The 21725-nt window shown below is 46.1% G+C and carries 24 protein-coding genes and 1 rRNA gene; 14 read left to right on the forward strand and 11 right to left on the reverse strand.

Going from position 1 to position 21725, the window contains the following annotated elements; translation table 11 throughout:
• Positions 1-250, reverse strand: a 16S ribosomal RNA gene (locus L4B77_RS00005); the annotation flags it as partial.
• 556 nt (positions 251-806) lie between these two features.
• On the opposite strand from L4B77_RS00005, the gene L4B77_RS00010 reads away from it, so the two are divergent.
• Positions 807-1352, forward strand: a complete 546-nt coding sequence (locus L4B77_RS00010; protein ID WP_372068319.1) for a gamma carbonic anhydrase family protein — start codon at positions 807-809, stop codon at positions 1350-1352.
• On the opposite strand, the gene L4B77_RS00015 is transcribed toward L4B77_RS00010, so the two are convergent.
• The 4 genes from L4B77_RS00015 to tsaC form a co-directional block, all read right to left on the reverse strand.
• Positions 1349-1618 carry a DUF1488 family protein gene (locus tag L4B77_RS00015; protein WP_261838436.1) on the reverse strand — a complete coding sequence of 90 codons (270 nt, stop codon included), beginning with the start codon at positions 1616-1618 and terminating at the stop codon, positions 1349-1351. The genes L4B77_RS00010 and L4B77_RS00015 overlap by 4 nt on opposite strands.
• A 17-nt stretch (positions 1619-1635) precedes the next feature.
• Positions 1636-2466: a shikimate dehydrogenase gene (gene aroE / locus L4B77_RS00020; protein WP_429748056.1), complete on the reverse strand. Its 831-nt coding sequence runs from the start codon at positions 2464-2466 to the stop codon at positions 1636-1638.
• A 77-nt stretch (positions 2467-2543) separates the two neighbouring features.
• Positions 2544-3461, reverse strand: a complete 918-nt coding sequence (gene hemF, locus L4B77_RS00025) for an oxygen-dependent coproporphyrinogen oxidase (protein WP_429748057.1) — start codon at positions 3459-3461, stop codon at positions 2544-2546.
• Between the two features lie 19 nt (positions 3462-3480).
• Complete coding sequence (gene tsaC, locus L4B77_RS00030) at positions 3481-4038, reverse strand: L-threonylcarbamoyladenylate synthase type 1 TsaC (RefSeq protein ID WP_261838439.1); 558 nt, start codon at positions 4036-4038, stop codon at positions 3481-3483.
• Between the two features lie 195 nt (positions 4039-4233).
• Here tsaC and purE point away from each other — a divergent pair, with 195 nt between their 5' ends.
• A complete protein-coding gene (gene purE, locus L4B77_RS00035; protein ID WP_428781733.1) occupies positions 4234-4719 on the forward strand; it encodes a 5-(carboxyamino)imidazole ribonucleotide mutase in 486 nt (161 codons plus the stop codon).
• Between the two features lie 5 nt (positions 4720-4724).
• A complete protein-coding gene (locus L4B77_RS00040) occupies positions 4725-5855 on the forward strand; it encodes a 5-(carboxyamino)imidazole ribonucleotide synthase (RefSeq protein ID WP_429748058.1) in 1131 nt (376 codons plus the stop codon).
• A 105-nt stretch (positions 5856-5960) separates the two neighbouring features.
• Here L4B77_RS00040 and L4B77_RS00045 read toward each other — a convergent pair whose 3' ends face one another.
• From L4B77_RS00045 to L4B77_RS00060, 4 genes are read right to left on the reverse strand one after another with little or no spacing between them, the layout of a single operon-like run.
• Positions 5961-6530 (reverse strand): DNA topoisomerase family protein, encoded by a 570-nt coding sequence (locus L4B77_RS00045; protein WP_429748059.1) that lies wholly within the window; start codon positions 6528-6530, stop codon positions 5961-5963.
• A 12-nt stretch (positions 6531-6542) separates the two neighbouring features.
• Complete coding sequence (locus L4B77_RS00050; RefSeq protein ID WP_372040499.1) at positions 6543-7016, reverse strand: DUF494 family protein; 474 nt, start codon at positions 7014-7016, stop codon at positions 6543-6545.
• Between the two features lie 6 nt (positions 7017-7022).
• Positions 7023-8135: a DNA-processing protein DprA gene (gene dprA / locus L4B77_RS00055; protein WP_429748060.1), complete on the reverse strand. Its 1113-nt coding sequence runs from the start codon at positions 8133-8135 to the stop codon at positions 7023-7025.
• On the reverse strand, positions 8132-9223 hold the full coding sequence (locus L4B77_RS00060) for a LysM peptidoglycan-binding domain-containing protein (RefSeq protein WP_429748061.1): 1092 nt from the start codon (positions 9221-9223) through the stop codon (positions 8132-8134). Before L4B77_RS00060 ends, dprA begins: the two co-directional genes overlap by 4 nt.
• 140 nt (positions 9224-9363) lie before the next feature.
• On the opposite strand from L4B77_RS00060, the gene def reads away from it, so the two are divergent.
• From def to L4B77_RS00090, 6 genes are all read left to right on the forward strand, one after another.
• Positions 9364-9879 carry a peptide deformylase gene (gene def, locus L4B77_RS00065; RefSeq protein ID WP_261838446.1) on the forward strand — a complete coding sequence of 172 codons (516 nt, stop codon included), beginning with the start codon at positions 9364-9366 and terminating at the stop codon, positions 9877-9879.
• Between the two features lie 35 nt (positions 9880-9914).
• Positions 9915-10862, forward strand: a complete 948-nt coding sequence (gene fmt / locus L4B77_RS00070) for a methionyl-tRNA formyltransferase (protein ID WP_429748062.1) — start codon at positions 9915-9917, stop codon at positions 10860-10862.
• Positions 10863-10951: 89 nt separating this feature from the next.
• Positions 10952-12232 carry a 16S rRNA (cytosine(967)-C(5))-methyltransferase RsmB gene (rsmB, locus tag L4B77_RS00075; RefSeq protein ID WP_372068321.1) on the forward strand — a complete coding sequence of 427 codons (1281 nt, stop codon included), beginning with the start codon at positions 10952-10954 and terminating at the stop codon, positions 12230-12232.
• 107 nt (positions 12233-12339) lie between these two features.
• Complete coding sequence (gene trkA, locus L4B77_RS00080) at positions 12340-13716, forward strand: Trk system potassium transporter TrkA (RefSeq protein ID WP_261838448.1); 1377 nt, start codon at positions 12340-12342, stop codon at positions 13714-13716.
• A 66-nt stretch (positions 13717-13782) separates the two neighbouring features.
• Complete coding sequence (locus tag L4B77_RS00085) at positions 13783-15228, forward strand: TrkH family potassium uptake protein (RefSeq protein WP_429748063.1); 1446 nt, start codon at positions 13783-13785, stop codon at positions 15226-15228.
• Positions 15229-15254: 26 nt separating this feature from the next.
• Positions 15255-15830 (forward strand): DUF3157 family protein, encoded by a 576-nt coding sequence (locus L4B77_RS00090; RefSeq protein ID WP_429748064.1) that lies wholly within the window; start codon positions 15255-15257, stop codon positions 15828-15830.
• On the opposite strand, the gene trhA is transcribed toward L4B77_RS00090, so the two are convergent.
• Together trhA and L4B77_RS00100 are read right to left on the reverse strand one after the other, a co-directional pair.
• Positions 15827-16480 carry a PAQR family membrane homeostasis protein TrhA gene (gene trhA / locus L4B77_RS00095; RefSeq protein WP_429748065.1) on the reverse strand — a complete coding sequence of 218 codons (654 nt, stop codon included), beginning with the start codon at positions 16478-16480 and terminating at the stop codon, positions 15827-15829. The two genes, L4B77_RS00090 and trhA, sit on opposite strands and share 4 nt — an antisense overlap.
• A 151-nt stretch (positions 16481-16631) precedes the next feature.
• Positions 16632-17423: a sporulation protein gene (locus L4B77_RS00100; RefSeq protein WP_429748066.1), complete on the reverse strand. Its 792-nt coding sequence runs from the start codon at positions 17421-17423 to the stop codon at positions 16632-16634.
• Between the two features lie 283 nt (positions 17424-17706).
• On the opposite strand from L4B77_RS00100, the gene L4B77_RS00105 reads away from it, so the two are divergent.
• From L4B77_RS00105 to L4B77_RS00125, 5 genes are all read left to right on the forward strand, one after another.
• Positions 17707-17874 carry a hypothetical protein gene (locus tag L4B77_RS00105; protein ID WP_261838453.1) on the forward strand — a complete coding sequence of 56 codons (168 nt, stop codon included), beginning with the start codon at positions 17707-17709 and terminating at the stop codon, positions 17872-17874.
• A 132-nt stretch (positions 17875-18006) separates the two neighbouring features.
• Positions 18007-18270, forward strand: a complete 264-nt coding sequence (locus L4B77_RS00110) for a YihD family protein (RefSeq protein WP_009848104.1) — start codon at positions 18007-18009, stop codon at positions 18268-18270.
• A 318-nt stretch (positions 18271-18588) separates the two neighbouring features.
• Positions 18589-20007 carry a cytochrome c oxidase accessory protein CcoG gene (gene ccoG / locus L4B77_RS00115; protein WP_429748067.1) on the forward strand — a complete coding sequence of 473 codons (1419 nt, stop codon included), beginning with the start codon at positions 18589-18591 and terminating at the stop codon, positions 20005-20007.
• 74 nt (positions 20008-20081) lie between these two features.
• Positions 20082-21068 carry a serine/threonine protein kinase gene (locus L4B77_RS00120; RefSeq protein WP_261839744.1) on the forward strand — a complete coding sequence of 329 codons (987 nt, stop codon included), beginning with the start codon at positions 20082-20084 and terminating at the stop codon, positions 21066-21068.
• 55 nt (positions 21069-21123) lie between these two features.
• Positions 21124-21723: a thiol:disulfide interchange protein DsbA/DsbL gene (locus tag L4B77_RS00125; RefSeq protein WP_261838455.1), complete on the forward strand. Its 600-nt coding sequence runs from the start codon at positions 21124-21126 to the stop codon at positions 21721-21723.
• Positions 21724-21725: the final 2 nt, after the last annotated feature.

A 21725-nucleotide genomic window follows, 5' to 3' on the forward strand; every position in this document is an offset into this window, starting at 1 on the left:
CACCTAGGCATATCTTGACGCGAGAGGCCCGAAGGTCCCCCTCTTTGGCCCGTAGGCATTATGCGGTATTAGCCATCGTTTCCAATGGTTATCCCCCACATCAAGGCAATTTCCTAGGCATTACTCACCCGTCCGCCGCTCGACGCCCATTAACGCACCCGAAGGATTGTTAGTGTCGTTTCCGCTCGACTTGCATGTGTTAGGCCTGCCGCCAGCGTTCAATCTGAGCCATGATCAAACTCTTCAATTTAAGATTTTGTCGACTCAACGAATACTGACTTCAAAACTACAAAAAGTAATTCTAAAGCTATTATCATTCCAACAGAATGATAATGAATTGACTGTGCCAAGACTAAGTAAACTTAATCTCGATTGGTCACTCAGTTCATTGAAATCAATTTTGTTACCGAAGTAACTGTCATTACCTAAGTAATAACGTTTTGATATTCATCAACGAGTGCCCACACAGATTGATAGGTTTAAATTGTTAAAGAGCTTTCCTTTTTGAGCTTCGCTCAAATCGGACGGCCATTTTAGCGATTTAAGTTTTAGTGTCAACCACTATTCTCAAAACTTTTCTCAAGCGCTTAGCTTGGCTAATTTGACCCGTTGAATCGTTTGGGTTCCTTACGAAGCCTTCCCGTTTCAACGAGGTCGCATTATAGAGATTTCGATCACACTGGCAAGCCCTTTTTGAAGTTTTTCTTACTTTTTTGATTGTTCGAGCGTTTTTTGTTCAAAACGCTCCATTTTCACTAGTAATCCCCTTAACTAAGGGCTTAAGGTGCCTATATAAAGGAGGATTTATGAGTTCAATACGCAGTTATAAAGGAATATCCCCTCAGATTGGACAGGGTGTCTATATCGATACAAGTTCGGTCCTGGTTGGTGATATCAAAATCGGTGACGACTCTAGCGTGTGGCCTTTGGTTGCAGCTCGAGGAGATGTGAACCACATTCATATTGGAGAGAGAACGAATATCCAAGATGGCAGTGTTTTGCACGTTACCCATAAGAATGCAGAAAACCCTGGGGGTTATCCTTTATTAATAGGTAATGATGTCACTATCGGACATAAAGTCATGCTGCATGGCTGTACGATTGAAGATCGTGTACTCGTTGGCATGGGAGCTATCGTGTTGGATGGCGTGGTTATCAAACAAGAAGTGATGATTGGTGCTGGTAGCTTGGTGCCGCCTAACAAGGTACTTGAAAGCGGTTATCTCTATGTAGGGAGCCCGGTCAAACAAGCACGCCCATTAAATGATAAAGAGCGTGCCTTTTTACAGAAGTCTGCTGACAACTATGTGCAGAATAAAAACGACTACCTAGATTCGGTGCTTCCAGTCTAAAGTACTTTGATCTGAATCCGATTAGAGGAGTCATACTCCTCTTCTTCTATTAACTCTTCCGCTAACTCTTCAATATCGAAACGTAACTCTGAAAAGATAACTAAAGCTTGATCGCCCTCTTCTATCTCTTTACCTGCCAATCGTGATAATTCTTCAATCGGCATGACACATTCAATCAATGCGCCCGACTGTTGTGCTGGGAAAGTAATTGTTCGGCTCTCTTCATCCCAATCTTGGATATCAGGAAATAGAATTGATTGATTCATTTTTTATAAATACCTCATTACATCTCTAGGTTTTTACGTAATTCTCTTAAAATCTGTTTTGTTCCCGGACGAAGGCCACGCCAAAGCATAAAGCTCTCTGCCGCTTGTCCGACTAACATCCCCAAACCGTCATAAGTAGCGTAAACACCATTATCTAATGCCCATTGATTGAATACCGTGGTTCCCGATCCATAAACCATGTCATAAACAGCGCTATTAGAATTGAAAATAACATTAGACACGTCAGGAAGCTGACCTGTTAAACCAGACGAGGTCGAGTTAATGATGACATCAAAGCCTTCATTAACATCACTTAATCCCATTCCTTTGATATTTCCATGTGAAGCAAACATCTCAGCCAATAACTCGGCCTTGGAACGGGTTCGGTTAGCAATCACTAACTGCTGCGGCTTTTGATCAAGAAGAGGTTGAATCACTCCTCTTGCAGCACCACCAGCGCCAAGCAGAAGAACACGTGCTCCTTTTAGCGTAACTTGATGTTGAAGCAAGTCTTGAACTAAACCCTCACCATCGGTGTTATCACCAATGATCTCTCCATCATCTAACTTCTTAAGGGTGTTTACGGCACCAGCTAGCTGAGCCCTCTCCGTTAAACGACTGGCAAACTGATAGGCCTCTTCTTTAAAAGGCGCTGTAACGTTACATCCTCGACCACCTTCGCTGAAAAAGGTTTTAGCCGCAGTGATAAATTGACCATGATCGGGTTGCAATGCTGTATAGGTAAGTGGTTGATTGGTTTGGCGAGCAAATAACGTGTGAATGAATGGCGATTTGCTTTGCCCAATAGGGTTACCGAAAACGGCATAACGGTCTACTTGCTGTGTCATATCCTTACCTAACAGAAATAATAAAAAGGGTCATCGATACAGATGACCCTATCACTATCCCTATAAGGAGGGAAGAACTACCAAACTCTGGGCTTTAAGTAGTCACTATAAAGCAGAGCTTCTGGTGAGCCCGCTTGTGGTTCATAACGGTATTCCCAACGAGCCAATGGTGGCATCGACATCAATATCGACTCGGTGCGCCCACCACTTTGCAGACCAAATAAGGTACCACGGTCGTACACTAGGTTGAATTCCACATAGCGACCACGACGGTAAAGTTGGAAGTCACGTTCGCGCTCACCATAAGGCGTCTCTTTACGTCGTTCTACAATTGGTAAGTATGCGGCTGCAAAACCTTCACCGACCGCCTGCATATAAGCAAAACTCTTCTCAAAGCCCCACTCATTCAGATCATCAAAGAACAGACCACCCACACCGCGTGTTTCGTCTCGGTGAGGTAGGTAGAAGTAGTTATCACACCACTCTTTATGTTCTTGATAAACATCATCACCAAACGGCGCACAAAGATCTTTAGCGGTTTGATGCCAAGATTGGCAGTCTTCATCGAAAGGATAAAATGGCGTTAAGTCAAAACCACCACCAAACCACCAAATCGGGGCTTCTCCTTCTTTTTCCGCTATGAAGAATCGAACGTTGGCGTGTGAGGTTGGGATGTATGGGTTTTTAGGGTGGATAACTAATGAGACTCCCATCGCCTCAAACTCACGGCCAGCCAATTCAGGGCGGTGAGCTGTTGCTGAGGCAGGCATTGCCTTACCCGCAACATGCGAGAAGTTAACCCCACCTTGCTCAAAGACCGCCCCGCGGGTCATCACGCGAGTTCGACCACCGCCACCCAGGCGTTCACCCGACTCACGCTGCCATGCATCTTCTTCAAACAGTGCAGTACCATCAGCGTGCTCAAGCTGTTGGCAAATCGAATCTTGTAGGCTCAGAAAAAACTGCTTTACGGCTTCTTTATCAATTGCTGACATCTTACTTCCTTCGCAAGGTTTAACCCTGTCTTAATATTTTCGACGTTTTTGCATCTCTAATTTCGCTAGGCTTGTCACGACCGCCCGTCTGACCTTCTAAAATAGCGACCAAATATTGGCCCAGTTGCTGCTGAACTTCTTCCGTCGTCATGCAAGGCGGCTCTCCGGTCAGGTTAGCACTGGTCGAGGTCAGCGGCTTACCGAACTCATTACACATCCTTTGAACCAAAGGGTGATCCGTCACTCGCACCGCGATGGAATCAAATTGACCGCTAACCCAATCCGTGACTTTACTACTGGTTGGCATGATCCAAGTCACCGGACCTGGCCATGTCGCTTTCACTGTAGCCAACTGCGCTTCCGTCAATTGGCTTTCATCAATGTAAGGTAACAGTTGCTCGTAACTTGCAGCAATTAGGATCAACCCTTTCTCGATCGGTCGCTGTTTTAAGTCGAGTAATTTCTTGATGGCATGTGGATTATCGGGATCACAACCGACCCCAAATACGCCTTCGGTCGGGTAAGCAATGACTTCACCTTGTTGTAATGCCTGCAAAGTATGTTGAAAGTTATCCAAGGGTTGCCTCATTAATTCAGTAATCGAACTCGCTAAGTGTACAAATTATCATTCACTGTGACTAAAGCTATTTGTTTATAAAATGTATCAATTAACCAACCAGACTGACGCAAACGTTTTCCTTGATCGATTTTACCCGTATAATGCGCACAAAATATCTAATCACTAATTAAATCGTACCTGAAGGAGTTTGAGATGACTGTCGGTATTATCATGGGATCTAAATCTGATTGGCCAACAATGAAGCTAGCAGCAGAAATGTTGGATCAGTTTGGCGTAGCGTACGAAACAAAAGTGGTTTCTGCTCACCGCACACCTCAGTTGCTTGCAGACTACGCAACCAGTGCGAAAGAGCGCGGTATTAAAGTGATTATTGCTGGTGCTGGCGGTGCTGCTCACCTTCCGGGTATGGCTGCGGCTTTCACCAGCGTACCGGTTCTAGGTGTTCCCGTTCAATCTAAAGCACTAAAAGGCATGGATTCTCTGCTTTCTATCGTGCAAATGCCAAAAGGTATTGCGGTAGGTACTCTAGCTATCGGTGAAGCGGGAGCTGCTAACGCGGGCATCCTAGCGGCTCAAATCATTGGTACATACAATGAAGAAGTGATGGCAAAAGTAGAAGCATTCCGCTCTGAGCAAACAGAAACGGTTCTGGCTAATCCAAACCCTGCTGAGGACTAATTTCCATGCATGTTCTTGTGTTAGGCGCGGGCCAACTTGCTCGCATGATGTCCCTAGCTGGGGCGCCGCTGAATATTGAAATTTCTGCTTTTGATGTTGGCAGTAAAAATATTGTTCACCCATTAACGCAAGCGGTTCTAGGCAACGGCTTAGACAATGCGATTGAGCGTGCGGACGTGATTACTGCAGAGTTCGAACATATCCCTCACGATGTACTTGAGGTATGTGAACGCAGCGGTAAGTTCTTACCGACCACAGAAGCCATCAAAGCTGGCGGTGACCGTCGCCTTGAAAAAGCGCTGTTAGACGAAGCGAACGTGAAAAATGCTAAATACTACGTGATTAATTCTCGCGAAGATTTTGACGCCGCGATCGCTCACGTTGGCTTACCAATGGTATTGAAGAGCACACTGGGCGGCTACGATGGCAAGGGCCAGTGGCGCTTAAAGACATTAGATAATGTCGAGTCAACTTGGACAGAAATGGCTGAGTGCATTGCCGCAACAGACAACCAAGCGATTGTGGCTGAAGAGTTTGTCCCATTTGACCGCGAAGTATCACTGGTTGGTGCTCGTGGTATCAATGGCGAGATTCAAGTGTATCCACTGGCTGAGAATGTTCACACCGATGGCGTATTAAGCTTATCAACAGCGATTGACGACATTGAACTGCAAGCGCAAGCGAAAACCATGTTCACCGCCGTTGCAGAACGTTTGAATTACGTTGGCGTACTCGCACTAGAGTTCTTTGATGTTCAGGGTTCACTGCTGGTTAATGAGATCGCTCCACGTGTTCATAACTCTGGCCACTGGACACAGCAAGGCGCTGAAACTTGTCAGTTTGAAAACCACCTGCGTGCTGTATGTGGGATGCCACTCGGCAGCACCAAACTGATTCGCCCAACCGCAATGATCAACATTCTTGATGAGGATACTCTTCCTGAAGCGATTCTGGCTCAAGGCGGCTGTCATGTTCATTGGTATGGCAAAGAGAAGCGCGCAGGTCGTAAGATGGGTCACATTAACGTGAGCGCTGACTACAACGCAGAGCTGCAAAGAGCGTTATGCTCACTGGCAGACATTCTTGATAAGCAAGCCTACCCAGCTGTGCATGAGTTTGCTGAGCAGATGAAGTAAGTCTACGGTGCTTGATAAATATAGAACATTTATTGGATATAGAAACGGCGCTCATTGAGCGCCGTTTTTTTATTTCTGGTCATTCACTTACTGTGATTAGTATTACTACTGAGATTGAATGTGATGACACTTGCGATCAGCACATTGGGTCTTAGTGCCACTGGCCATTTTCTTCTCCAGCAACAGCGGGAACTGGCACTGTTCACAACGACCTATAACAGGTGGCTGATTGACAGCGAACTTACACTTAGGGTAGTTATCACACGCATAGAAGGTTTTACCATAGCGAGATTTACGCTCAACCAAGTGGCCTCGACCACACTCAGGGCAGGCAACCAGTGGCTGCTCTTCAGGTTGTTCTTTCGGTTGATCCAAAGATTCGATGTGATTACACGTTGGGTAACCACTGCAACCAATGAACATCCCAAAGCGACCTTGCCTTAATACCAATTCGTTTTGGCATTTAGGACACGGCACGCCCAGCTCTTTCACCACATGACCATCATTTTGATGAAGAGGCTTGATGTAATCACAGCTCGGATACTGCTTACAGCCTAAAAATGGGCCGTGCTTACCATGGCGAAGCTGAAGCTCCCCACCACACTGTGGACATGGTTCATGCTCTAACGCATGTTCATGTGCTGAAAAAAGCTGATTATCAATCTTACTACTCATGACAAGCCTGTATTAATGCAAGATACCTTGCTCTTTGGTGTACAACAGCTCTTCCATTTGCGTGTAAGCACTTTCATTACCCGGCACATTAAATAGCACCATTAAGATAATCCATTTCAGATCATCCAATTCAAACTCATTGGTATCAAGCCCCATCACACGATCAATCACCATCTCACGAATCTCCGTCGTGAGTACGTTGATCTGCTCAAGGAAGAGTAAAAAACCTCGACACTCCATATTAATACGTGAAATCTCTTTGCTTGTGTAAACACGCATCGAGGTGCTGGAGCACATAGTAATTGCCGCTTGGTTGTCAGTATCTTGCAGGGCCGCAAGATCCTCTAACCAATAGAGGGCCTTATAAATATCATCTTGGTGAAACCCTGCTCGAAGAAGCTCATCTTCAAGCTCATCTTGATCCACCTGCAATTCTGAATCGCTATGGATATAGGTTTCAAACAAGTACATCAGTATGTCCATCATCCTAGCTTAGCCTCTCACCTTTCGAATATAGCCACCGGAAACTGCAACAACATGCCCAGAGAGCTCAAGCTCTAAAAGCTGCATCATGACCTCATGCACAGGTATATGGGTTCTCTGTGCCAAAATATCAACGGGTGTCACCTCTAATCCTACGTTAGCGAACAGCTGTGGAAATGGCAATTGTTCATTTTCGCTCTCACTCGACGTCGATTCGAACAAACTGGGCTGCTGATCGATAGACCAGTCTAACAGACTCTTTATTTCAACCAACACATCTTGAGCACTCTGCACCAAACAAGCACCAGTTCTAATTAAGCTATTGCCTCCGCGACTGGTTGGGCTATGAATCGAACCAGGAAGGGCAAACACTTCGCGGCCTTGCTCCATGGCATAGCGAGCGGTAATCAGAGAACCGCTTTTCTCAGCCGCCTCAACGACGAGAGTCCCCAAAGACAACCCACTGATAATACGGTTACGGCGAGGGAAATGTTCAGGTCGAGGTTTAGCGCTTGGACGGAACTCTGAGATCAGCGCGCCATTCTCACAAATTCTATCCGCTAGATTTCGGTGACGTGCGGGGTAAATGGAATCCAAGCCAGAACCCAATACAGCAAAAGTTTCCCCTCCTTTATCTAGAGCACCATCATGAGCATAACCATCAATACCGAGCGCTAAGCCACTGGTGACAATCAAACCGTTTTGCACGAACTCTTTGGCGAAAGACTTCGCGGTTTGCAGCCCTTCGATACTGGCATTGCGACTGCCGACCATCGCGATTTGAGGCTCAATCAGTTTTTCAATATGGCCCTTAACGAAAAGCACGCTTGGTGCAGAGGCTATCTCGTTCAGCAGTTTGGGGTAATGTGAGCAATTCGGGGTAATGATGTGGTGGTTAGGTTGTCTTGCTTGCCACTCTAGGCACGTCTCTACTTCTCTTGGGGCTTGCTCCCTTAGATAGGAAATTTGCTTGGCTGACAAACCAAGCGCTTGCAGCTGTTGGCTGGAGTAGCCAACAATATTCGATGGGGAATCAACACTCAACAGACGAGAAAGACGCTTACCCCCAAGTTGCGGAACAAAGCTCAGGGAGAGCCAAGCGATCAGTGGTTGCTCATTCACTCGGTGTCCTTAACCTCTTCCGTCAAAGCAAGATCCAAAGGCGATACCGCCAGAATGTCATTGCTAACCGGCTTAGAGCTTTGAGTGATCAACGCCAAGCTAAAATACTCGTAAGGGCGAATAACCATCAAACTTCCGAGTGAGGTACTTGGCAATTGCACCTTATCGCTCGCTGCTGATTCTTTATAGCTGTATTCACCTTGCTTACCAAACACCACCGCCCCGCTCTCGCTAAGGGTGAACATAGAACCCTGGCGAAGGTTGTCCTGTGAGCCTTTATTGATAACGACCACCTGGTTCTTTGCGCTGTATTGGCTGCCATCTAATGAACCCAAGATATTGGCAAACTGCCCCGCAGCACTAGGCGCAGGGTAAAAGGTGGTTGAGAGCTTCACCTGATCAACACCAAGCTCTGGCAGCACAAGATCGTTAAGCAGCACCTCTTGCAGTTGAGTCTCTATCTGTAAGCTACTGAACTCAGTGTCCACTTCTTTTAGGTTCGCCGTGGCGACCAAACGTAATGAGGTCATACTCGCTTGAGGTTGCTGTCGTTGGTAAGTTTCGACGGCGCGGTAGATGCCCCACTTTTGATGTTGTTGGTTGCCCGAGATAAACAACCGGTCTTCACCCGATAAGAAGCGTTTGCCATCACTGGTTCCTAACACGCGTTGAGCCGATTGAATATCTTGCAGTTCAACCAAGCGATCAAATTGTAAATACGGCAAAACCAACCCCTCATTGAGGGTAGGTACTGCTTTCTTCTTCGACACGCGAATCTTTGGACTCAGCTTAATGACGGGGATGAGGCTCAATACTGGCTCACCATTAACCCACACCAAAGACAACTTATCTCCGGGATAAATCAGATGTGGGTTTTCTATCTCAGGATTGACTTGCCATAACCTAGGCCACAACCATGGGCTATCGAGATACATGGCTGAAATATCCCATAAGGTATCGCCCTTAACCACCACATAAGTTTGAGGCGCATCCTGTTTAATGGTTAAAGGTTGCCCACTATTTTCAGCCATAACGGCAAACGAAAGCGAGGCACAAATAAGAGAAAAAGTGGAAGAAAAATAACGCATGACCTCGGTTCCTTGGTCTGAATATATGACATCTGATTGGATAATTACCTTCAGGATGCTGTCATTTGACCTCTAAAATGTCTAGAATTGAGCCAACAAGGTTTAAGCTGTTTCGGCACAGTTCAATATTTCGAGTGTATATGTCTGTATTACAAGTATTAACATTACCTGATGATCGTCTACGTACCGTGGCGAAACCGGTAAAAGAAGTGACCCCTGAGATTCAAAAGTTCGTTGATGACATGATTGAAACCATGTACGACGAAGAAGGTATCGGCCTTGCGGCGACGCAAGTCGATTTCCACCAACGCATCGTTGTTATTGATATTTCAGAAACGCGTGATGAACCTATGGTTCTGATCAATCCTGAAATTACTGAAAAACGTGGCGAAGATGGTATCGAAGAAGGTTGCCTATCTGTACCTGGCGCACGAGCTCTAGTCCCTCGTGCAGCAGAAGTCACAGTTAAAGCACTAGACCGGGAAGGTAACGAATTCACATTCGACGCTGATGATCTACTGGCGATATGCGTTCAGCACGAGCTTGACCACTTAGAAGGCAAGTTGTTTGTTGATTACCTATCACCATTAAAACGCAAGCGTATTCAAGATAAGCTCGCGAAGATTAAACGTTTCAACGAAAAACAAGAGCAATAATCGTTGCTATTACTCAATTAAGAAGGAAGCCTACCTTGAGTCAGTCTTTAAGAATTGTCTTCGCAGGTACTCCGGATTTCGCCGCCCGTCACTTGGCGGCGTTGTTGTCTTCGGAACATGACGTTGTTGCTGTTTACACGCAGCCAGATCGTCCTGCCGGCCGCGGTAAAAAACTGACGGCGAGCCCAGTAAAAAACATCGCACTTGAAAACAATATTCCGGTTTACCAACCAGAAAACTTCAAGTCAGATGAGGCTAAGCAAGAGCTAGCTAAATTGAACGCAGACATCATGGTTGTTGTCGCTTACGGCTTATTGCTTCCGCAGGTTGTATTAGATACGCCTCGCTTGGGTTGTATCAACGTACATGGCTCCATCCTACCGCGCTGGCGTGGTGCAGCTCCGATTCAACGCTCTATTTGGGCGGGTGATAAGGAGACCGGCGTAACGATCATGCAGATGGATATCGGCCTAGATACTGGCGATATGCTCAGCATCGCAACGCTGCCTATCGAAGCGACAGATACCAGCGCGTCAATGTACGAAAAGTTGGCAGGCCTTGGCCCTGATGCGCTTGTGGATTGTTTGGCAGATATCGCGTCTGGTAAAGCCATTGCAGAGAAGCAAGACGATGAGCTTGCTAACTACGCGAAGAAGCTAAGCAAAGAAGAAGCGCGTATCAACTGGAATGATGAAGCTGCGCATATTGAGCGCTGCGTTCGTGCCTTCAACCCATGGCCAATGAGCCACTTTGAAGCCGCTGAGAACAGCATTAAAGTATGGCAAAGCCGTGTGGCAGAGCAAACTTCTGATAAGCCTGCAGGTACCATTCTGCAAGCGGATAAAACGGGTATCTATGTAGCAACAGGACAAGGCGTAATTGTTCTTGAACAGCTACAGGTTCCAGGTAAAAAAGCCATGTCAGTTCAAGATATCTTGAACTCACGTGCAAGCTGGTTTGAAGTTGGAACTCAACTGTCTTAACCGCTTTAGAGCGGCTATAACGCCGCTTAGAAAACCTTTACGAGGGCAGAGATGCCCTCATGTATTCAAATAAAAATTCGGTATCCCTCATGAATGTTCGCGCTGCTGCTGCAAATGTCCTATTCCAAGTTGTCGATAAAGGCCACTCTCTTTCACACGCTCTCCCTGCGGCTCAAAAAACGATCCGCCCGCGAGACCATGCACTACTGCAAGAGATTTGCTACGGCGCACTTCGTTACCTGCCTCGTTTAGAGTCAATCGCTAACGAATTGATGGAAAACCCGCTAAAAGGTAAAAAGCGTGTATTCCACCACCTAATTTTGGTGGGCATTTATCAACTGAGCTTTATGCGTATCCCTTCGCACGCTGCCGTTGCTGAAACCGTTGAGGGCACGAAAACCCTGCGAGGTCCGAGCCTGAGTGGCTTGATCAACGCTGTACTACGTAGCTACCTGCGCGACCAAGAAGAACTCGACGAAAAAGCGGTTAGCCACAATGCGGGCAAATACGGCCACCCAAGCTGGATTCTTAAAATGCTTCAAGAGAGCTACCCAGATCAATGGGAGCAATTGGTTGAAGCAAACAACAGCAAAGCACCAATGTGGCTGCGCGTAAACCGCCAACACCACACGCGTGACGAGTATGTTGAACTGCTTAAAAACGAAAACATTGAATACACTCTGCACCCTGAAGCGGCGGATGCCATAAAATTAGCTTCACCTTGTGATGTGACGTTACTTCCAGGCTTCGACAAAGGCTGGGTATCAGTACAAGACGCTGCCGCTCAGCTTGCCGTTGACTACCTCACACCAAAAGAGGGTGAGCTAATCCTCGACTGTTGTGCCGCGCCAGGCGGTAAAACGGCCCACATTCTAGAACATACTCAAGACACTGAAGTGGTTGCGATTGACAGTGACGTTAAACGCTTAGACCGCGTTTACGATAACCTTGAACGCCTGCAATTACGTGCTGATGTAATCTGTGGCGATGCTCGCTACCCTGAAGAGTGGTGGACAGGCAGTCAGTTTGACCGCATCTTACTTGATGCGCCATGCTCAGCGACCGGTGTTATTCGTCGTCACCCTGATATTAAGTGGTTGCGCCGTGCATCTGATATCGATGCACTAGCAGAGCTACAAAGTGAAATCATGGATGCCATGTGGCGCCAGCTAAAAGAAGGTGGCACCATGGTTTATGCAACATGTTCTATCACGCCGCAAGAAAACGTACTGCAAGTGAAAGCATTCCTTGGGCGTACTGAGAACGCAACGCTTGTTGGGTCTGATATCGAAAATCCGGGGCGTCAAATACTGCCTGGTGAAGAAGATATGGATGGCTTCTACTACGCAGTGCTAGTAAAACAGGCATAACAACTAACAGCGGCTAAGAATGTATTTCTTAGCCGCTGTTGCTTCTAGTGCATTATCAAAACAAGTGATATCACTAGAATTACCACGGTAAAGAAAAGAGACAGGCTATGAAGATCATTATCCTAGGTGCAGGCCAAGTTGGCGGTACCCTTGCTGAAAACCTAGTGGGTGAAAACAACGACATCACCATTGTCGACCGAAATGCCGACCGATTGCGTGAGCTTCAGGACAAATACGACCTTAGGGTTGTCAACGGCTATGCCAGCCACCCAAACACACTCCGTGAAGCGGGCGCGCAAGATGCCGACATGTTGGTAGCCGTAACCAACATGGACGAAACCAACATGGCCGCATGTCAGGTTGCCTTCTCTCTGTTTAATACACCGAACCGTATTGCCCGTATTCGTTCTCCTCAATACCTGGAAGAGAAAGAAGCGCTCTTCAAGTCAGGCGCGATTCCAGTCGATCACCTAATCGCACCGGAAGAGCTAGTCACCAGCTACATAGAGCGCCTGATTCAATATCCAGGTGCACTGCAGGTTGTGAGTTTTGCTGAACAAAAAGTGAGCCTAGTTGCAGTAAAAGCCTACTACGGTGGTCCACTCGTCGGTAATGCCCTATCGGCTTTGCGTGAGCACATGCCGCACATTGATACTCGTGTTGCCGCGATCTTCCGCCAAGGTCGCCCGATTCGCCCACAAGGAACAACCATCATTGAAGCCGACGATGAAGTATTCTTCGTCGCAGCAAGTAACCACATCCGCTCAGTCATGAGTGAGCTGCAACGCTTAGAGAAACCGTACCGCCGTATCATGATTGTCGGTGGTGGTAACATTGGTGCAAGCTTGGCAAAACGCCTTGAGCAGAGCTACAGCATCAAGCTTATCGAGCGCAGTTACACACGTGCCGAGAAACTGTCTGAAGAATTAGAAAACACCATCGTATTCTGTGGCGACGCAGCAGACCAAGAGCTACTCACCGAAGAGAACATCGATCAAGTGGACGTGTTCATTGCCCTAACCAATGAAGATGAAACCAACATCATGTCAGCAATGCTGGCGAAGCGAATGGGTGCCAAGAAAGTCATGGTACTGATTCAGCGTGGTGCTTACGTCGACCTAGTACAAGGAGGGGTCATTGATATTGCAATCTCTCCACAACAAGCGACGATCTCTGCGCTGCTGACTCACGTTCGTCGAGCGGATATTGTAAACGTATCATCCCTTCGTCGCGGCGCGGCTGAAGCAATCGAAGCCATTGCTCATGGTGACGAAACCACATCCAAAGTGGTTGGCCGAGCAATTAGCGACATCAAGCTACCGCCAGGTACCACCATTGGTGCGATTGTTCGCGGGGAAGAGGTACTGATTGCGCATGATAGAACCGTCATTGAACAAGATGACCATGTAGTGATGTTCCTTGTAGATAAGAAATACGTGCCTGATGTTGAGTCTCTTTTCCAACCTAGCCCTTTCTTCTTGTAATCTTCTAATGAGAACTGCGCTCCAGCATAACGCTGTGGTCTGCTAAAACTATGGTCTATTGAAGCTATGGTCAACTTTCGTCCAATATTATTAGTGATAGGGTTGGTATTATCAAAACTCGCCCTTTTCATGTACATCCCAACATTGGTTGCCTTCTTTACCGGTACCGATGGTTTTCTCGAATTTGGTCAATCGGTAGTGATCACGCACCTCGTGGCGTTCATCTGCTTGAATTTGGGTCGCTCTGCTAAGTTTCGATTAGGGGTGCGAGACATGTTCTTGATCACCTCTCTGGTCTGGACCATTGCCAGTGCCTTTGCCGCACTCCCTTTTGTGTTCATTAACCACATCAGCTTCACTGACGCCTACTTTGAGACCATGTCTGGTATCACCACGACCGGTTCCACCGTGCTCAGTGGCTTAGACAGCATGGCACCAAGCATTCTATTATGGCGTTCCATATTGCAGTGGTTAGGTGGCATTGGCTTTATCGTGATGGCGGTAGCGGTGCTGCCTATGCTTAACGTCGGCGGGATGCGCCTATTCCAAACAGAATCCTCCGATTGGTCAGATAAAAGCAGCCCTCGAGCAAAAACGGTCGCCAAAAATATCGTGGCGGTTTATCTCGTTCTGACTGGCCTATGCTGGGTAAGTTACGTATTGGCAGGCATGAGTGCCTTTGACGCGATCAATCACGCCTTTACCACGTTATCAACGGGTGGTTACTCAACTTCAGATGGCTCAATGAACCACTTCTCAAACAGCGCTCACTGGGTGGGGACTGTGTTCATGTTCCTTGGCGGCTTGCCGTTCTTACTGTTTGTTAGCGCCCTGCGCGGTAGAAAACTCTCGATACTCTACAAAGACGCACAAGTAAGAGGTTTCACTTACCTATTCTTGGCCAGCAGCGCCGTGATCTCCACATGGTTAGTGACAAGAGATGGCTATAGCGTCATGGATGCTTTGCGTGTCTCAATGTTTAACATCGTGTCAATCGTAACGACAACCGGCTTTGGCTTAGAAGATTTTACCGCGTGGGGGGCACTACCGAGTACACTGTTTGCGTTTTTAATGATGGCAGGGGCCTGCTCAGGTTCAACCTCTGGCGGCATTAAAATATTCCGTTTCCAAATTGCGATGACTATGCTTCACAAGCAGTTAATGAAATTAATTCACCCATCAGGAGTATTTGTTCAACGTTACAATCAACGGCCAGTAAACGACGATATCGTACGATCTATAGTGGCTTTTGGTTTAATGTTCTTCATCACTATCATCTTAATTTCAGGCTCGCTGAGTGCCATGGGGCTGGATCCTTTAACCAGTATATCTGGTGCGATTACAGCTGTTGCTAATGTGGGTCCAGGCATGGGCAGCATCATTGGTCCAACAGGTAACTTTGCTCCACTGCCAGACGCTGCAAAGTGGCTATTAAGTTTGGGGATGCTGATGGGACGACTCGAAATACTTACGTTGATCGTTCTCTTTTTTCCAGCCTTTTGGCGAAGTTAGTTACGCAAATACTTAAGGATACCGAGATGAAATCATACTTACTTATTGTCAGCACACTGCTGAGCAGTTCAGCGTTCGCCAACCAGATGGTAACTCTGCAAAATGGAAAACAAATACAACTGAACGATGATTTCACTTGGCAATATGTGGCGCCACAGCCAGCGGAAGAAGATATAACAACATCAGAGATTACTCAGCCTGTTATAGCCGTGCCTGTTGTGCCAGTCCCGGTTGCGACTAACGTGCGCGGTACAACAATGGTTGTTTTTAGCCAAAAGCCAAGCCTGCAGCTATCTCAATCAGGGGTTGATGTGGTACTAGGCGCTAGCCACTATGAAGATGGTGAATTGATCATCCCTACGGCTATCACCAACCAAGGCTCTCAGGCGGTTATCTTAGTCTCTTTGCAATTAGACGTGTACTCACCGAGTGGCGAACGATTAACAGAGCAAACGGTAACCGTTTGGAGATCGATTAAGCGGATGGCTGACACCTACCTTCGACCTAAAACGAATGCCGAAGGTACCTCGATCAAGCTAGCAATAGAACAGCACCCTGAGTACCAAATCAAAGCTGAAATCGTTGAAGTGCTGACTCGTTAAACCGGAGTTACGTACAAGTAGATTGCCAAGAAATGGCAAGCGCAACCCGCTAATACAAACAAATGCCAAATGGCATGATTGTATGGGATACGTTTTGCCACATAGAAAATTACACCTAAAGAGTAGATCACACCTCCGAGTGCTAACAAGACTAAGCCGCCCGTCTCGATGTTCATCGCCAGTTGGTACACCACGATCAACGACAACCAACCCATAGCTAAATACGTCACTAATGACAAACGCTTAAATCGGTAGACGAAGAAAATCTTCATGATGATACCCACCAGCGCGATACTCCAGATCACCGCCATCAAACCCATCGCAAGTGGTGTTCTTAAACTCACCAATAGAAATGGTGTATAGCTGCCAGCAATCAGCAAATAAATGGCACAGTGGTCAAGGGTTTTGAGTAAACGCTTGGTCTTTTCTGTCGTGATCGAATGGTACAGTGTCGAAGCAAGGAAGAGCAGGATAATACTGCTGCCGTAAACCGTCATACTGGCAACGGTCAATAGGTCAGCTTGGGAATCAAAGGCGCGAACCAGCAACAAAATCAAGCCAATCACGCCGAGCAAGACGCCCAAGCCATGGGTTATCGCATTCGCGCGTTCTTCGATGTCGCTGTATTCGCTGGCAGATGACGCAGACATGAGTATCCTACTAGAGTAAATGTTCAATTGACCCAGTATTACACATTAGGCTTACACGTGTAAGCTTAAATTTATATCACATCAATGATGCGTGCTGAGACTAGGCTCGCTACAACTCAATAGCCAAAGAGTTGGATTAAAGGTGATAGGACTAAGAGGCATTATCTAAGTATTCAAGTACCCGCTTGCCTGCCTCTTCTGGTGAGATATTCAATGGCACACTCAATTGACGCTGTAGCTGACCCATTCCGAGTAAGCTCGCCAACATGCCTTTTGCACCGTCGCGATTGCGGTCTATCTCAAACCACAACTTCAGCTCGGTATCATCTCGATGAGCCACTACTTCCAGCTCACGCCAACGGCCATGATAAGGGCCAGTCGTAGGCACAAATTCGAACTCTTGGACAAACGGCAACTCAAAGCCTTCTACCGCTTCACACTCAACTTGGCGAATGCGTAAACCTTGAGCTTCGAGTTCGTTAAAAATGCCATCGAGCAACGCATCAGGGCGAACCGTCAGAATATCCTTGTCTGATGGATCAATTGACATGGCAATATCTAAACCGGTTTCAAGCCACACCTTTGAATCACCAATCGTAATTGGAGTGTTCAACGGCACATCAAATTCGCACTCAAAATTACGGGTTTCTCCAGGCTGAATCACAAAGGCGTACGGCAGACTCCATTTTGCTAACGAGTATGTCTGGTGCATTCGGCGTGTTTGACCGCCCTCCTGCCTTTGTGAATTCGTCGTAATTTCTTTGATGTAACGACAACACAAATTGAGATCGATATTATCTATCTCCTGCGGTTGAGCGCCACCATACACATGCACAATAATGCTCGCCTTTTGCCCTGGATAAAGCACTTCCTGTTGCAATACAGAATCCACCTTGGCAGATCCAATACCAAAACTTGCTAGCGTTTTCTTTAAGAACGACATATGCACCTCCTTTAAAGCATCATCTTAAGCCTGATAGTGGTTCAAACTCAAATATACTGCTCACACTATTTTAGCTCTAATATCGTATATTTATCACTCAGGCATCGATCGATAACTTAGATAGTGATAATCTAAGTTTTGATATGCATGCATATCATTATCCTGATTTATTATTCGGATTGGCGAAAGCCAGAGGAGTGACGCTTCAAGTCATTGGGGTAGATCTCATAGTAAATCAGGCCATTAGATTGGCAATGGATATGCCTGACCGTTAGGTAACTTAATGCGCCCAACAACAGTCAGGTTCTCGCACACCAACCGCAGTGCGATGCGTCGTCGTAGTGGCTTTGCTGCCGCTCCAACGGCTAAGAAATTGGCTCCAACAATGACTTTAGTTGAGAAGACTGCTTTATTAGCACCGACTGCAACCAAAGTAATTAAAGCCGCTTAACAAAAAGCGCAGTTTTTACTGCGCTTTTTTCTTGCACAATTCCCGAATTGAAATGTGTTTACACATTGGTATTCCCGACCTGATTTGATACCTTAGCCACAAATCATTATAAAATTTGTGGAGAAATAAAGTATGAAGTGTCACCGCATTGAAGAACTGCTTGAACTGATGGAGCCTGAATGGCAGAAAGATCAAGAGCTTAACCTATTAGAGTTCATCATTAAGCTGTCAAAAGAAGCGGGCTACCAAGGCAAGCTTGAAGAACTGACTGACGATGTTCTTATCTACCACCTAAAAATGCGCAACAGCGAAAAAGATGAAATGATCCCAGGTCTAAAAAAAGACCAAGAAGATGATTTCAAAACCGCGATTCTAAAAGCGCGTGGCCTTCTTTAATCGCTAAAACGCATTAAAGCTCGATTGCCCATAATATAGCTCAACTCTAAAAAGCGACCTCTTGGTCGCTTTTTTGTTTCTATTCGCTATTTTTTTATAACAACTGTTGCGACTTTTGTTGTTAAAGGTTGATAGCGTTAAAGAAATGAGAACAAATTTATCGTTATAATTACCCGTTATAAGAATCGTCTAAAATAATAAGAACGAGTGCTACAACGCTGCACCAAGATCTATTTCTGTTGGCCCTCCTAACCATACGTTCAAGCCATGTCGTCATGCCCGATTTAACAGGGAAAACAGCCACAAAAAGGATAATTCATGAGTCAGGATAAAATCGATATCAAAGATGTGACGCCTAAAACCTTTAATCCTAAAACACATAAAGGTAATGGAGATCGATTTAACCCAAGTAACCGAATCTATGTTCGAGAAAGCAAAGGTAAATTCCAACAACTGCGTCGCTATGGCGGTTGGTTCTTACTTTTACTTTTTTCGCTTATTCCATGGATTCCATTTGGTGAACGGCAAGCGATCTTACTCGATATCGGTAACCAGCAGTTCAACTTCTTTGGCACCACGCTCTACCCACAAGATCTTACCCTACTCGCGATCGTATTCATGATTGCCGCATTCGGCCTGTTTTTTATCACCACCTTTTTAGGCCGAGTTTGGTGTGGTTACCTTTGCCCACAAACCGTATGGACCTTCATGTACATCTGGTTCGAAGAGAAACTAGAAGGGGCAGCAAACAAACGAAGAAAACAAGACTCGGGCAAACTGACGAGTCATTTAATCCTCAGAAAAACCCTCAAACACATTGCATGGTGGGTGATAGCTATCGCGACGGGCTTAACCTTTGTTGGTTACTTTATCCCAATCAAAGAGTTAGTGGTTGGCTTCTTTACCTTTAACTTGCCTTTCTGGCCGGTATTCTGGGTACTGTTCTTTGCAGGATGTACTTATGCGAATGCGGGATGGATGCGTTCAATCGTTTGCCTACACATGTGCCCTTACGCTCGCTTTCAATCTGCCATGTTTGATAAAGACACCTTTATCGTCGGTTACGATACCAAGCGAGGTGAAAGCCGAGGGCCTCGCTCCCGTAAAGCCGATCCCAAGACACTGGGTCTTGGTGACTGTATTGACTGCAATCTGTGTGTACAAGTGTGCCCTACCGGAATCGATATCCGTGACGGCCTGCAATACGAGTGCATTAGCTGTGGCGCCTGTATTGATGCCTGTGACAACACCATGGAACGCATGGGCTACGACAAAGGCCTGATCAGCTACACGACTGAGCACAGGCTTGAAGGACACTCAACGAAGGTTATGCGTCCTAAATTGCTTGGCTATGGAGCGATATTAATCATTATGCTCGGCTTGTTCTTCGCTCAAATTGCGAGTGTTGATCCAGCAGGACTGAGCGTACTGCGAGATAGAAATCAACTGTTCAGAGTCAATAATCAAGGACTCGTTGAAAACACCTACACCCTAAAAGTGATCAACAAAACCCAGCAAGAGCAAGAATATAAGCTTAACGTGAGTGGGCTTCCAGAATCAACCTGGTACGGTAAGCAAACCATCACCGTTGATCCTGGCGAGGTTTTAAACTTACCGATCAGTTTAGGGGTCGACCCAGAAAAACTGAGCTCACCCGTTTCGACAATTCAGTTTATACTCTCGGATAATGAAGAGTTTACGATGGAAGTCGAAAGCCGCTTTATTAAGCAGCTCTGATACCAATCACCTTAGTGTTTGGTATAACACCCCAACAAATGGAAAAAGGCTCAGCAATGAGCCTTTTTTATTCTATGACGATGCAAGCCTTTAACTTTGATAAACTGACCCCTGACTTCATGTGGTACGCACTGGAGAGTATTGGGGTGCGCGCTGAATCCGGGCTTCTCGCTCTTAACAGCTACGAAAACCGGGTGTATCAATTCACCGATGAAGACCGTAAACGCTACGTCGTTAAATTTTATCGCCCACAGCGTTGGAACAAAGCGCAAATCCAAGAAGAACACGACTTCGCATTAGAACTGATAGAACAGGAGATGCCCATTGCGCCGCCAATGCGCGTGAACGGTGCAACCCTGCATGAATATCAAGGCTATCTGTTTACGCTGTTTGAAAGCGTTGGCGGTCGACAGTATGAAGTCGATAATCTGGATCAGCTAGAAGGCGTAGGACGTTTCCTCGGCCGAATTCATAAGGCGAGCGCTGGAAGAACATTTCAACATCGCCCAACCATCTGTCTTGACGAGTATTTGTATCAACCACGTCAGATATTAGAAAACTCTCAATTCATCCCGACACATCTAGAAAACGCCTTCTTTAATGACATCGACCTTCTAATCAAAGAGATCGAGAGCCAGTGGCCAACCAACACTGAAAACATTCGACTGCATGGTGACTGCCACCCAGGTAATATCTTGTGGCGCGATGGACCAATGTTCGTCGATCTTGATGATTCGCGTAACGGCCCTGCAATACAAGATCTGTGGATGCTGCTAAACGGTGAACGCCAAGACAAGCTGATGCAACTGGATATCTTGTTAGAGAGTTATCAGGAGTTTTGTGACTTTAATCCATCACAACTGAAACTAATCGAACCTCTACGCGGTCTACGTATGGTGCACTACATGGCATGGCTAGCGAAAAGATGGCACGATCCTGCTTTTCCTTTGGCCTTCCCTTGGTTTAATGATCCTAAGTATTGGGAGCAACAAGTACTTGCTTGTAAAGAGCAAATTGCTACCCTGCAAGAACCACCACTTTCGTTAATGCCTCAGTGGTAACAATAACCGCAACATACAACTAGATAAAAATTCAAACATAATGGAGATTGAATAAATGAAAAAGCTCTTCGCATTTTTCTCATTGATCATGTTAAGCCTTTCAGCGCATGCTGCGAAATTTAACGAAGGTGAACACTATAAAGTCCTCGATCTGGAAGCGTCAAAGCACCCAGTCGTGACGGAGTTTTTCTCTTTTTACTGCCCGCACTGTAATAGCTTTGAACCTATCATCCAGCAGTTAAAACAGCAGTTACCTAAAGACGCTAAGCTACAAAAAAATCATGTTTCATTCATGGGCGGTAATATGGGATTACCGATGAGCAAAGCTTACGCGACCATGATTGCACTAAAAGTTGAAGACAAAATGATACCGGTGATGTTTAACCGTATCCACAATATGAACAAACCTCCACGAGATGAGAAAGAGCTTCGTCAAATTTTCCTAGACGAAGGTATCGATGCCAAAAAATTCGATGCTGCATATAATGGCTTTGCGGTAGATTCAATGGTTCGTCGCTTCGACAAAGCATTCAAAGATAGCGGTCTTTCAGGCGTTCCATCTGTTGTTGTCAATAACCATTACTTGGTTAATGCACAAAGTATCAACAGTCTAGATGAATATTTTGAGTTGGTTAACTTCCTATTGAAAAAATAATC

Origin of the sequence: Vibrio minamisatsumaniensis (assembly GCF_050337445.1) — a bacterium.
Classification (GTDB): domain Bacteria; phylum Pseudomonadota; class Gammaproteobacteria; order Enterobacterales; family Vibrionaceae; genus Vibrio; species Vibrio artabrorum.

Excerpts from the sequence above, each read along its gene's own strand:
- L4B77_RS00120 (WP_261839744.1), top strand. The coding sequence starts at position 20,082 with ATGACGATGCAAGCCTTTAACTTTGATAAACTGACCCCTGACTTCATG.
- L4B77_RS00045 (WP_429748059.1), bottom strand. The coding sequence starts at position 6,530 with ATGAGTAGTAAGATTGATAATCAGCTTTTTTCAGCACATGAACATGCG.
- L4B77_RS00090 (WP_429748064.1), top strand. The coding sequence starts at position 15,255 with ATGAAATCATACTTACTTATTGTCAGCACACTGCTGAGCAGTTCAGCG.
- hemF (WP_429748057.1), bottom strand. The coding sequence starts at position 3,461 with ATGTCAGCAATTGATAAAGAAGCCGTAAAGCAGTTTTTTCTGAGCCTA.
- aroE (WP_429748056.1), bottom strand. The coding sequence starts at position 2,466 with ATGACACAGCAAGTAGACCGTTATGCCGTTTTCGGTAACCCTATTGGG.
- L4B77_RS00100 (WP_429748066.1), bottom strand. The coding sequence starts at position 17,423 with ATGTCGTTCTTAAAGAAAACGCTAGCAAGTTTTGGTATTGGATCTGCC.
- L4B77_RS00110 (WP_009848104.1), top strand. The coding sequence starts at position 18,007 with ATGAAGTGTCACCGCATTGAAGAACTGCTTGAACTGATGGAGCCTGAA.
- L4B77_RS00050 (WP_372040499.1), bottom strand. The coding sequence starts at position 7,016 with ATGATGGACATACTGATGTACTTGTTTGAAACCTATATCCATAGCGAT.
- trhA (WP_429748065.1), bottom strand. The coding sequence starts at position 16,480 with ATGTCTGCGTCATCTGCCAGCGAATACAGCGACATCGAAGAACGCGCG.
- L4B77_RS00010 (WP_372068319.1), top strand. The coding sequence starts at position 807 with ATGAGTTCAATACGCAGTTATAAAGGAATATCCCCTCAGATTGGACAG.
- L4B77_RS00085 (WP_429748063.1), top strand. The coding sequence starts at position 13,783 with ATGGTCAACTTTCGTCCAATATTATTAGTGATAGGGTTGGTATTATCA.
- L4B77_RS00040 (WP_429748058.1), top strand. The coding sequence starts at position 4,725 with ATGCATGTTCTTGTGTTAGGCGCGGGCCAACTTGCTCGCATGATGTCC.
- purE (WP_428781733.1), top strand. The coding sequence starts at position 4,234 with ATGACTGTCGGTATTATCATGGGATCTAAATCTGATTGGCCAACAATG.
- trkA (WP_261838448.1), top strand. The coding sequence starts at position 12,340 with ATGAAGATCATTATCCTAGGTGCAGGCCAAGTTGGCGGTACCCTTGCT.
- L4B77_RS00015 (WP_261838436.1), bottom strand. The coding sequence starts at position 1,618 with ATGAATCAATCAATTCTATTTCCTGATATCCAAGATTGGGATGAAGAG.
- def (WP_261838446.1), top strand. The coding sequence starts at position 9,364 with ATGTCTGTATTACAAGTATTAACATTACCTGATGATCGTCTACGTACC.
- rsmB (WP_372068321.1), top strand. The coding sequence starts at position 10,952 with ATGAATGTTCGCGCTGCTGCTGCAAATGTCCTATTCCAAGTTGTCGAT.
- L4B77_RS00060 (WP_429748061.1), bottom strand. The coding sequence starts at position 9,223 with ATGCGTTATTTTTCTTCCACTTTTTCTCTTATTTGTGCCTCGCTTTCG.
- L4B77_RS00125 (WP_261838455.1), top strand. The coding sequence starts at position 21,124 with ATGAAAAAGCTCTTCGCATTTTTCTCATTGATCATGTTAAGCCTTTCA.
- L4B77_RS00105 (WP_261838453.1), top strand. The coding sequence starts at position 17,707 with ATGCGCCCAACAACAGTCAGGTTCTCGCACACCAACCGCAGTGCGATG.
- ccoG (WP_429748067.1), top strand. The coding sequence starts at position 18,589 with ATGAGTCAGGATAAAATCGATATCAAAGATGTGACGCCTAAAACCTTT.